The sequence below is a fragment of the Sandarakinorhabdus sp. genome, assembly GCF_032115815.1.
In the GTDB taxonomy this organism is placed as follows: domain Bacteria; phylum Pseudomonadota; class Alphaproteobacteria; order Sphingomonadales; family Sphingomonadaceae; genus Sandarakinorhabdus.
The window spans coordinates 1-10,768 of sequence record NZ_JAUMBI010000084.1 but is presented as its reverse complement, the minus strand read 5'-3'; the positions used below and the strand labels follow the sequence as shown (position 1 = coordinate 10,768).

Genomic DNA, 10,768 nt, shown 5'->3' with positions numbered 1-10,768 from the left:
GATGCGGAAATAATGTTCGGCATATTGCAGATAATATTCTGCTGTCACCCGGTCGCCGGCCTGTTGGGCGTCACGGGCCAGGGCACGATATTTTTCCAGCAGCTGGGTGGCATTGCCGCGCTGGCGATTATCCAGCCGAGCGCCATAATTGTTGCCGCCAGCCATTTGTTGCGGGCGCGGACCGGTGTTGCCGCCTCCACGCCGCCGCCGCTGGTTGTTCCTGATCAAGATCGTTGTCCCCGTTGACTGGCCATATTGAGGCCGCTGTTGGGTGTAATCGTGCCCTTCGCGCGGTTCGGACGCCGGGGGCCAACAGGCCCATCCGCGACCGGACTTGCCCTTGGCTGGCGTACCGGCTGATGCTGCGCGAGAGGCAGCCCGCTGCTTCCTTGCTGCGGCTACCTAATCCCGCCTTAGCCGGGCAAATCCCATCCGCCAAGGGAAAAACGACGCAGACCGCCGGCCCTCGCCCTCAACGGGTGACTTTTGGTGCCATGCTGGCCATCAACTGGAAACAGGCTTCCGGATCCTGCCGTTTGAGTCCGAGCAATTGCATTTCGGCCGCGCCGTCCCGGCCGACCGGGATTTCGGGCACATTACCAATAATGCCGGCGATGATCTGCGCGGCAGCCTCGTGGATGGAGATGCCGGCATCAACCGGATCTTCGCCATCCCCCTTCTGGCTGCCATCGCCGCGCAAGGCGTTCTTGCCGATACCGGTGGCGACGAAGCCGGGGGTGAGCACATGCACCTGCACAGCATATTGGGCGATCTCGGCCCGCAGCGCGTCGGACCAGCCGACCAGCGCATGTTTGGCAGCGCAATAACCAGTGCGCAGCGGCGAGCCGACCTTGCCTGCCACCGACGCATTGTTGATGATTCGCCCTGACCCGCGGGCAACCATCGCCGGCAGCACCAGCTGGGTCAGCCGCAGCGGCGCGAAGAAGTCCACTTCCATCAGAGTGCGGTAAACCGGGAATTCGGTATCGAGCGCCAGGCTGCGTTGCGAAATGCCGGCATTGTTCACCAGCCAGTCGACACCGCCGGTCACCGCCGCCACCCGCGCGGCAATGGCCGGCAGCGAATCAAGGTCGGTCACTTCGAACGCCTCGACAATGCTGCCGGGGCAGTGCTGCGCCACTTCGTCCAGCGCTGCCCGGTTGCGGCCCGACAGTACCAGCCGCGCGCCTTGCGCTGCCAGCGCCAGCGCCAGCCCCTTGCCGATCCCGGCCGAAGCCCCGGTGATCCAGATCGTCTTGCCTGCAACATCGCTCATTGGAAATAACTCCAGCCGGCGGCCGGCACGCCGATCAGCATCGGGTGGGCCCACAGAATCAAGAACCACAACAGCAGCCCGCCCAGCACCGGCACCAGGCCGGGCCAGATCGCGCTCCAAGGTTGGCGGCCGCCCACGATGGCCAGAAACGGAAAATGCGAAGTGCGCGCCATGTGAGCGGCATAGGCCGGGTTCTGCGCCTTCTTCTTGCCGTCCTGCATGAACGTGCCGAACAGTGCCAGCACGCCCACCCCGCTGGCCAGCACGATGGTGCGCGGATCAGCGGTCATCATGATGTGCACGCCGGCCCAGATCGCCATGCTCCACATCATCGGGTGGCGAGTGATGCGCTGCAGGCCCTTGGGTTCACCCTTCACGCCGGGCATCATCGCCGGGTTGGGCGCGCTCACCGATCCCACGAAGAAGATGCAGGCCACCAGCATCGCCGCGAGCGCCGGGATATAGGCACCGGCCGGCGTATCCCACAGTCGCGCCTTTGGTATCTGCCGCCACAGCTGCGCTGCAGCCCCGAAACTGGCCAGTGCCACCAGCGAATAGACGACGGCAAAGCCTTTTTCGCCCAGCCGCGCCACAAGCGGGCCACGCAGCGGGTGCGACAGCACTTCGTGGCTGACCACGAACAGACCCATCAGCAGCGCCAGCAGCATCAGATCAGACAACAGCTTTCCCCTTCAGGCCGTAGCCACCGCCGCGATACTGCAGCGGCAGGCGCGGCGGGCCAAGCGCTTTGTGAACAGCCAGAGCCGCTCACTTCACGCCGTGCATCAACTTCTTGAGCAAGGGCGAGATCAGCAGCAGCACGCCGCCGATCGCCGCCGAAGCCAGGCCGATGGTTTCAAACACGCCGGCATAGGTATCAAGGCTGACCTTCAGGTTGGTCACCTGCCCGCCCACCGTTTCAACGCTGGCCACCTGCGCCACCAGGCCGCCCACATATTGCGCGCAGGCGATGGAGACGAACCACAGGCCCATCATCAGGCCCACGATGCGGGCGATCGAAAGCTTGGTCACCATCGAAAGACCCACCGGCGAGATCATCAGTTCGGCCATGGAGTGGATGAGATAAAGCCCAGCCAACCACCAGATGCCCACCTTGAAATCATCGCCGGCAAACTGCGTGCCCCACACCAGGAACAGGAAGCCACCGCCAACGCCGGCCAGCGCCATGCCGAACTTCACCGGAATCCCCGGTTCCAGCCCGCGCCGGCCCAGCGCCTGCCACAAAAGGCTGAACAGCGGCGCCAGCATGACGATGAAGATGGCGTTGAAGAACTGCGTCTGGCCCGGCGAGATTTCAAACAGGCCAAAGATCGACAGATCGGTGTTGCGAGCCGCAAACAACGTCAGGCTGGAACCCGCCTGTTCGAACAACGTCCAGAACACGACGTTGAACACGATCAGGATTATGGCTGCCAGCATCATCTGCCATTCAGCGCGGTTGCCATAGACGATCGACCAGATCGGGATCAGCACCACGCAGGCCAGGAATGTGGCAAACAGCACCTTGCCCAGGATCGGCAAGCCCATCAGATAACCCATGAAGCCCGCACCTTCCACCGGCGGCGGCGCCGCCATCAGGTTGGTGAACAGGAACCACACCAGGGGCACGAAGGCGATGGCACCCAGATAGATGGGAATGTCGCGGTTGGGTGCGCCGACCGGCGGCTCGCCATAGCCTTCCAGCTTCGGGCCGGCGAACTGGATCAGATACCAGCTGAGCGCCATGCCCAGCGCCGCCAGCAGGAAGCCCGCCCACCAGCCATAAGCATCGGCCAGAAACGGACAGGCCAGCTGGCTGCCCAGCGATCCCAGATTGATGCCCATATAGAAGATGGTGAAGCCAGCATCGCGGCGGCTGTCGCCCTTGGCATAAAGGCTGCCGACCATGGTCGAGATGTTGGGCTTGAAGAAGCCATTGCCAATGGTGACGGCGGACAGGCCGAGCAGCATGATGGTGACGAACAGCGCGTCACGCTCCCCGCCGGCTTCGAAACCGCCCTTGTCGATATGGCGGGCTTCCGTGCCGTCGCCGGCCAGCAGCGAGACGCTGCCATCCTCGTTGCCCTTGATCTGCAGTTTCTGGCCTTCAAGCGTGACGAACTGCGCCTTGTCATTGCCCTTGGTTTCGACGCTGACCGCATATTGCTGGCCATCGAACTTGGCCCAGGGCTTGGCCGCCTCGCCGCCGAAGCACAGGGTGAAATAGCCCAATGCCATCAGGATGGCGCCGAACTTCACGGCTTTCTTGGAGCCCAGGTAATTGTCGGCCAGCAAGCCGCCGACCAGCGGGGTGAGATAGACCAGCGCGGTGAAGCCGCCATAGAGGCTGGTGGTCGTGCTGTCGGAGAACAGGAAATGGTTGGCGAGATAGAGCGTCAACAGAGCCCGCATGCCGTAATAGCCGAACCGCTCCATCGCTTCGGTGGTGAACAGCCGCGCCAGCTGCGCCGGGTGGCCGAACCATTGCGGGCGGGTGTCTGCCGCCGCCGCGCTCGCGTTCTCGTTCAAAATGCCTCTCCCTTGCGCGCCAGCCCCGGCGCGCCATTTCCGGCAATGGTGATAGCGGGCGGCAGCGGTTCCGCCAAGCCGACTTGACCTTGGCCGCTCACCGTCGTCTGGTTTGACATATGATGCGCTCCATTCTCACCGCCCTTCTTGCCTTCACCGCCGCGCCGGCCGTGGCCGCGCCGCTGCTGTTGCAGCCCGACCGGGTGTGGGACGGAGAGGCGATGCATGTCGGCTGGCAGGTGCTGGTCGACGACGGGCGCATCGTGGCAGCGGGGCCCAACCTTGCTGCACCAGCCGAAGCGCAGCGCATCGCCCTGCCCGGCCAGACGCTGCTGCCCGGATTCATCGAAGGCCACAGCCACCTGTTGCTGCACCCCTATGACAAGACGCCGTGGGACGATCAGGTGCTGAAGGAAAGCGAAGCTTATCGCGTCGCCCGCGCCGTGGTGCATGCCAAGGCCACCCTGCTGGCGGGCTTCACCACCGTGCGCGATCTCGGCACCGAAGGCGCCGGCAATGCCGATGTCGGGCTGAAACGCGCGATCAACGAAGGCCATGTTCCCGGCCCCCGCATGATCATCGCCACCCGCGCTCTTGTCGCGCCCGGCAGCTATGCGCCCAAGAACGACGCCTGGGCCGTGCCGCAGGGCGCCGAGGAAGCAGACGGCCCCAACCTGGTGAGCGCGGTCCGCCGTCAGATCGGCGCGGGGGCTGATGTGGTGAAGCTGTATGGCGATTATCGCTGGCGCCCCGGCGAAGGCAGCCGGCCCACCTATTCGCAAGGTGAAATTACCGCTGCCGTAGCCGCCGCCCATGATGCCGGGCGGCAGGTCGCCGTCCATGCCAACACCGCCGAAGCCATGCGCCGCGCCTCCGCTGCCGGGGTGGAGGTAATTGAACACGGCAGCGAGGGCGACGCCGCCACCTTCGCGCTTATGGCGAAGAACAAGACCGCGCTGTGTCCGACGCTCGCCGCCGGCGATGCCATCGCGCGATATCGCGGCTGGAACGGGCAGGAACCGGCACCGGCCGATGTGCAGCAAGACCGCGCTGCCTTCCAGTTGGCGATGAAGGCTGGCGTGCCGATCTGCATGGGCGGCGATGTCGGCGTGTACACCCACGGGACAAATGCCCGCGAGATGCTGCTGATGGCCAAGGCCGGCATGGCCAATGCCGCCGTGCTCACCGCTGCCACGGCCGGTAACGCCCGCTATTTCGGCCTCTCCGATCGCGGCCGTGTCGCGCCGGGCCTGCTCGCTGATCTGGTGGCGGTGGCCGGCGATCCGCTGGCCGATCTCGCCGCCGTCACCCGGGTGCGGTTGGTGATGAAGGGTGGAGCGGTGGTACGGGCCGACTAGACGGCGGCTGTCCTACAGGGGGCGATTCCGCTTATCCTCCGGCCTGGGTTCGCCCGCCGTTCTGTCTCAATCTGCAGTCTCGAACAGCCTCGCGCGCATGAGGAAGAACTGTAACCTTTGTAACCTACAGACGCGCGCTGCCGGGCGGCGCTGCCGAGCCTGAAGCCCTTTCGCTGGACCGACAGTCAGTCATCTGATTTGGCAATTCAGGCGGTCCGCATTAATGCCAACCGCCATGGACAGCTTCAACGACACCGCCAGCACCACCGCCCTGCTCGCCAGCCGCCGTTCCGGCAAAGCGCGTGAGATGATTGCACCCGGCCCCGATGCCAGCCAGTTACAGGCCATGTTGGCCGCCGCCGCGCGCGTACCCGATCATGGCAAGCTGAACCCGTGGCGATTCGTGGTGATCGACAATCGCGCCGCCTTTGCAGACGCGCTGATGGCCATCTACCTGGCGGGCAAGCCCGACGCCGGCCGGTTGGAGCGTGAGGCAGTGAGCCAGTTCGCCACCCAGGCGCCCTGCCTGGTGGTTGTGATCGCCAGCCCCAAGCCGAGCCACATCCCGGCGTGGGAGCAGGAGCTTTCAGTCGGTGCGGCCTGCCAGAACCTGGTGCTGGCCGCGCACGCTCATGGCTTTGTTGCCAACTGGCTGACCGGCTGGGCGGCATTTGACGAACAGGTTCTGGCATTGCTGGGCGGCGCCGTGCCAGAACGCATCGCCGGCTTCTTCTTCATCGGCAACCAGGGAAAGCCGCTGGAAGAACGCCCGCGGCCTGACATTGCCGCCATCACCAGTCACTGGCGCGGCTGAACAGCCTCAGTTGCACTGCACGGTGCCGCTGCCGGCGACCTTCTTGATGCAGCGGGCGCCGCCGGTGATGCGCACATCGCCAGAACCGGCGATTCGCACATCGGCCTGACCGCTGGCGCGCGCACTGACATTGCCCGAACCGGCAATGCTGATCGCGGTGTTGGTGCAGGCCAGGCCGGCCAGATCGGCATCACCACTGCCGGCGATCTTCACATTCAGCGCGGCGCAGCGACCCGCAACCTTCACGTCACCCGAACCGGAAATCGCCAGGTTGGCAGTGCGGGTATCAAGGCTGGCCAGCAGCAGATTGCCGGAACCGGCGACCCGCATATCGAAGGTGTCGCCGCTGCCCTTGTCGGCCTGCACATCGGCAGAGCCGGCCAGCGACAGGCCGTGCAGGGCCGGCAGCGTGACGGCAACGTTCACGTCCTTCCCGCCCCAGCTCCAGTTGCCCTTCTTGCGGCCGATATGCAGCACGCCCTTTTCAACGCGCACCTCCAACTTTTCGAGATCGGCCGCTTCACCGCTGGCGACGACCGAATAACCATTGCCCAGGCGCACCGACACATTGTCACTGCCGCCGACAGCCACCTTGTCAAAGCCTGAGGCATCAAATCGGCGTTCGGCAGCGCTGGCGGGAACGGCGGCAATGGCAGCAGTGAGCAGCAACAGGGCGGTGCGGATCATGGCAGAAGCTCCTTTGTGTATTGCCTAAATAATACACAAAGGAGCGGCAGTGGCAAGTGGTCGGCGTGGATTCGGTTTGCCATGGCCCACACAAGAAAAAGCGCCGGCACTGACCCGCAAAGCGGGCCGATGCCGGCGCGAATTTCTGAACTTGCTATGCCGACAGCCGCTTACGCGGCTTTCAGCACTTGTTCGATCTTCTGCTGGGCGGCCGGTTCATCGATGTTTTCCATCGCGGCCAGTTCACGGGCGAGGCGGCCAATGGCGGCTTCATAGATCTGCCGTTCGGAATAGCTCTGTTCCGGCTGGTCTTCGGCGCGATGCAGATCGCGCACCACTTCGGCAATGCTCACCAGATCGCCCGAATTGATCTTGGCTTCATATTCCTGGGCACGGCGCGACCACATGGTGCGCTTGATGCGCGGCTTGCCCTTCAGCGTGGTCAGGGCCTCGTTCATGGTGGCCTGGCTCGACAGCTTGCGCATGCCAACGCCCTCCGCCTTGTTGGTCGGAACGCGCAGGGTCATCCGCTCTTTTTCGAAACGCAGCACGAACAGATCGAGCGACGCACCGGCGATATGCTGGCTCTGGATTTCCACCACGCGCCCCACGCCATGCTTGGGGTACACGACATAATCACCGACTTCGAAACCGAGCGGTTTGGCAATTACCATAGATCCAGTATCCTTTTTCTTCAGGCCGTCGGGATCAATCGTGCCATACCGGCGTGCGAGCGGCGCTGCCGGGGTACTGCTGACGACCCATTGACGTGACTGCCTGCCTGTCTTGCATGACCCTGGCCCGTTGCCCGCCTGGCAGGATGGCGAATTTGGCGACGGAACCGGCGAACCCGGTCGGAGGCACATCACCGCCGACCACGACATGGTCATATCAGAAACGTGTCACAATTGCCATGCCAATGGGCACGCCTGTCCACGAAATTGGCATGTACGGGTCAAAAAGTCTCATTTTCGGCCATTTCCAGGCCGAAAATGGGCCAGTTTGGCGGCCGTTAGGAGCCTTGGCCGGGGGTCGGCGTGAAATATTTGTCGAACTTGCCGTCTTCGCCCTTGTGCGAATCGGCATCATCCGGGGTCTCGCCCTTCATGGTGATGTTCGGCCACTGGGCGGCGTAAGTGGCGTTGATCTCCATCCACTTTTCAAGGCCGCCTTCGGTATCGGGCAGGATGGCTTCGGCCGGGCATTCCGGTTCGCACACACCGCAATCAATGCATTCGTTGGGGTTGATCACCACCATGGTCTCGCCTTCGTAGAAGCAGTCCACCGGACACACTTCAACGCAATCCATATACTTGCACTTGATGCACGCTTCAGTGACGACGTAGGCCATAAATCTCCCCTCACGGCAGCAGCAGCCGCCAAAGGCTGGTTACCCCTGTGTATGTTCGCGCCTTAGGCGAGGGCGAAGGCTTCTGGCAAGAGGGCATCTTGCGAACACAGGGCCGCATCAGCGCTGATCGCTGCCCGACCGGGGGTCAGATCGGTGTAGAAATCGCGGGCCTCGGCATAAGGACCGCGGCGATCGGGCAGGCCTTCCACCCGCACCACGATCACATCGTCACCACGGGGCCAGCTCAAGACCGCCCCGGCCCTGACCAGAGTCGCGGCGCGGTCCACGACGCGGCCATCGATGCGCAATCGTCGGCTTTCACACAGGTCCTGAGCGTGGGATCGGGATGGCGCCAGGCGCGCAAACCAGAGGAACTTGTCCAGCCTCAACCCTGCTCCGTAGACCAAATGCTACCTCCCCTTCATTCCGGCCAGGATGGCAAATGGCGATGTTTCATTCCCCCTGACCACGGGAATGGCATCGGTGGCTTGTGCCGAACGGCGCTGGTTCGGCCGCGACGGGCCGGCCCAGGCAAAATGCGGTGTGCCGTCAACCAGGCGCGGCCGATAGCCGAGCGCCCGCAGTAGCCGGGCCAGACCATCCTGCGACAGGCCCAGACTGGCCGCCCAGTTGGGATCGGGCATGAAGGGCGCGCGGCCATCGCGGCGTTCGTGAATGAAGCGGGACAGGCGATCCACCATGTCGATGCGAACAGCGATGGCATCCTTGCCACTGCCCAGCCGCCAGAAGCCGGCGACCAGCAGCACATCGGCCGGCGCCATCACCGCCGCGCCCGACTGCGAAACGCGGCCCGGTGCCGGCAACGGTGGCAGGCTGGCGAGTTCGCTGGCCACCGCCCACAGCGCCAGGCGCCAGCGGGTCGGTTCCGGGCGCAGCAACGCGGGAACGAACAGGTGCAACGGCCCGAGCCGCACCCCGCAACGGCCCAGCGCCTGACGATCGGCGCGGGTAACGCCCACCAATTGTTCGGCCACGGCATCGCGGGCCAGTACGCCCAAGCCTTCCACCAACTGTACGACAAGGCCGCGCGCTGGAGCCGACACCTCGCCGCGCAGCGCTGCCACGCGGCCAAGGGGAGCGGCGACACGGGCGATGGCATCGGCCACGAACTGTTCCAGCCGTTCCTGCACATGGCGGCGATCATCCGGGCCCAGCGCTGCCACGGCGCGATCAAGCTCTACCCTGGGTGTCAGGGCATCGCGGCCCTTGCGCAGCACCGCCACCCGCGCGCCCTGCCACAACAGGCGCGGCGGCAGGCTGCCATCGAAATCCAGCGTGAATTCATCGTCTGCCGCTGCGGCAAGCCGCTTGGCGCGGGAACACAGCTCGCGGGACAAATGGCGCTCGGCCGCTGCCAGCAGCAGCCGTTGTTCGCCGGCCCGGGCGGCCGCATCGGCGGTAAAGCGGAAGCCGTCGAGGCGGCCGATCATTTCGCCATCCACCGCCACCCCGCCATCGGCCTCGATCAGCACATGGGCCGATACCCCGCGTGCTTTCAGATCCTTGAGCAGCACGGCGGTACGGCGATCGACGAAGCGCTGGGTCAGCGCGCCGTGCAGCGCGTCAGACAGGCGATCTTCGAGGGCACGAGTGCGCTCTGCCCAATGCGCGGGATTGTCCAGCCAATCGGGTCGGTGGGCGATATAGGTCCAGGTGCGCGCCGCCGCGATGCGATCGGCAATGGCCTCCACATCACCCGTCATCCGATCGAGATGGGCGATTTCCGCCGCGATCCAGGCATCGGGCAAGTGGCCCCGGCCTTCGGTGAGATGGCGGAACACCCGGCCCACCAGCCGCGTGTGCGCCTCTACCCCGGTCTTGCGGTAATCGGGCAGGCTGCAAGCCTGCCACAGGCGGAACAGGCCGCGTTCGCCCAGCAGACGGCTGCTGGCACGCTCCATCACCCAAGGCTCTCCGGCCAGGCGCTTGAGCACGCCCAGATCAATGGCATCGTCCGACCGCACCAGTTCGGGTCGGGGCGTGCGGGCGTCCATCGTCGCCAACAGCTTGGGCAGGCTGGAAAAATCGAGATCGGTGTTGCGCCAGACGAGATGGGTGAGCGGCTCGAAGCGATGTTCTTCGAGGCCTTCAATCTCTTCGGGGGTGAAGCTGCAGTTGGCCTCGCTGCCCAGTTGCACCGTGCCGAACGTGCCATCGCGCTGGTGGCGGCCGGCGCGGCCGGCGATCTGCGCCATTTCCGCCAGCGTGAGCCGGCGCTGGCGCTTGCCATCAAACTTGCCCAGCGCGGCGAAGGCGACATGGGCGATATCCATGTTCAGCCCCATGCCGATGGCATCGGTGGCGACGAGATAATCGACCTCACCCGACTGGTACATCGCCACCTGGGCGTTGCGGGTGCGCGGGGACAGCGAGCCCATCACCACCGCCGCGCCGCCCTTCTGCCGGCGCAGCATTTCGGCGATGGCATAGACTTCGGCAGCGGTGAAGGCGACGATGGCGGTTCGGCGCGGCAGGCGCGACAGCTTCTTCGGCCCGGCATAGGCCAGCGTGGAGAAGCGCGGCCGGGTGATGATCTCCGCCTCTGGGATCAGCTTGCGGATCAGCGGCCGCAGCGTTTCCGAGCCCAGGATCATGGTTTCGGCATAGCCGCGCGCCCTGAGCAAGCGATCGGTGAAAACATGGCCGCGCTCCGGATCGGCGCCCATCTGGCCTTCGTCGATCGCCATGAAGGCGACTTCCCGATCCAGCGGCATCGATTCCACCGTGCACAG

At 64.9% G+C, this 10,768-nt stretch carries 11 protein-coding genes and 1 pseudogene; 2 read left to right on the top strand and 10 right to left on the bottom strand.

What is annotated here, in order from left to right; translation table 11 throughout:
* From RT662_RS05105 to RT662_RS05090, 4 genes are all read right to left on the bottom strand, one after another.
* Positions 1–228, bottom strand: a 228-nt coding sequence (locus RT662_RS05105; protein ID WP_313669627.1) for a DUF4167 domain-containing protein, incomplete at its 3' end; no start/stop codon positions are given.
* Positions 229–472: 244 nt separating this feature from the next.
* A complete protein-coding gene (locus tag RT662_RS05100; protein ID WP_313669626.1) occupies positions 473–1,276 on the bottom strand; it encodes an SDR family NAD(P)-dependent oxidoreductase in 804 nt (267 codons plus the stop codon).
* Positions 1,273–1,956: an NnrU family protein gene (locus RT662_RS05095; RefSeq protein WP_313669625.1), complete on the bottom strand. Its 684-nt coding sequence runs from the start codon at positions 1,954–1,956 to the stop codon at positions 1,273–1,275. Before RT662_RS05095 ends, RT662_RS05100 begins: the two co-directional genes overlap by 4 nt.
* Before the next feature lie 88 nt (positions 1,957–2,044).
* The gene (locus tag RT662_RS05090; RefSeq protein ID WP_313669624.1) at positions 2,045–3,805 is read right to left on the bottom strand and encodes an oligopeptide:H+ symporter; all 1,761 of its coding nucleotides are present in this window, start codon (positions 3,803–3,805) and stop codon (positions 2,045–2,047) included.
* Between the two features lie 119 nt (positions 3,806–3,924).
* Between RT662_RS05090 and RT662_RS05085 the strand changes: the two genes are divergently transcribed.
* Positions 3,925–5,163, top strand: coding sequence for an amidohydrolase family protein (locus tag RT662_RS05085; RefSeq protein ID WP_313669623.1), 1,239 nt, complete (start codon positions 3,925–3,927; stop codon positions 5,161–5,163).
* 235 nt (positions 5,164–5,398) lie between these two features.
* Positions 5,399–5,977, top strand: coding sequence for a nitroreductase (locus RT662_RS05080; RefSeq protein WP_313669622.1), 579 nt, complete (start codon positions 5,399–5,401; stop codon positions 5,975–5,977).
* Positions 5,978–5,983: 6 nt separating this feature from the next.
* Here the strand turns inward: RT662_RS05080 and RT662_RS05075 are convergent, their stop codons facing one another.
* The 6 genes and pseudogenes from RT662_RS05075 to RT662_RS05050 all read right to left on the bottom strand — a co-directional run.
* Complete coding sequence (locus RT662_RS05075; protein ID WP_313669621.1) at positions 5,984–6,664, bottom strand: head GIN domain-containing protein; 681 nt, start codon at positions 6,662–6,664, stop codon at positions 5,984–5,986.
* A 170-nt stretch (positions 6,665–6,834) separates the two neighbouring features.
* Complete coding sequence (locus RT662_RS05070; RefSeq protein WP_313669620.1) at positions 6,835–7,338, bottom strand: CarD family transcriptional regulator; 504 nt, start codon at positions 7,336–7,338, stop codon at positions 6,835–6,837.
* 338 nt (positions 7,339–7,676) lie between these two features.
* Complete coding sequence (gene fdxA / locus RT662_RS05065; protein WP_313669619.1) at positions 7,677–8,015, bottom strand: ferredoxin FdxA; 339 nt, start codon at positions 8,013–8,015, stop codon at positions 7,677–7,679.
* 62 nt (positions 8,016–8,077) lie between these two features.
* Entirely contained in the window at positions 8,078–8,263 is a 186-nt protein-coding gene (locus tag RT662_RS05060; protein ID WP_313669628.1) for a hypothetical protein, read from the bottom strand.
* A gap of 12 nt (positions 8,264–8,275) precedes the next feature.
* A pseudogene (locus RT662_RS05055) lies at positions 8,276–8,404 on the bottom strand (S4 domain-containing protein); the annotation flags it as partial.
* A gap of 21 nt (positions 8,405–8,425) precedes the next feature.
* A partial coding sequence (locus RT662_RS05050; protein ID WP_313669618.1) for a helicase-related protein occupies positions 8,426–10,768 on the bottom strand: 2,343 nt, incomplete at its 5' end.

Excerpts from the sequence above, each read along its gene's own strand:
- RT662_RS05075 (WP_313669621.1), bottom strand. The coding sequence starts at position 6,664 with ATGATCCGCACCGCCCTGTTGCTGCTCACTGCTGCCATTGCCGCCGTT.
- RT662_RS05085 (WP_313669623.1), top strand. The coding sequence starts at position 3,925 with ATGATGCGCTCCATTCTCACCGCCCTTCTTGCCTTCACCGCCGCGCCG.
- RT662_RS05100 (WP_313669626.1), bottom strand. The coding sequence starts at position 1,276 with ATGAGCGATGTTGCAGGCAAGACGATCTGGATCACCGGGGCTTCGGCC.
- RT662_RS05080 (WP_313669622.1), top strand. The coding sequence starts at position 5,399 with ATGGACAGCTTCAACGACACCGCCAGCACCACCGCCCTGCTCGCCAGC.
- fdxA (WP_313669619.1), bottom strand. The coding sequence starts at position 8,015 with ATGGCCTACGTCGTCACTGAAGCGTGCATCAAGTGCAAGTATATGGAT.
- RT662_RS05070 (WP_313669620.1), bottom strand. The coding sequence starts at position 7,338 with ATGGTAATTGCCAAACCGCTCGGTTTCGAAGTCGGTGATTATGTCGTG.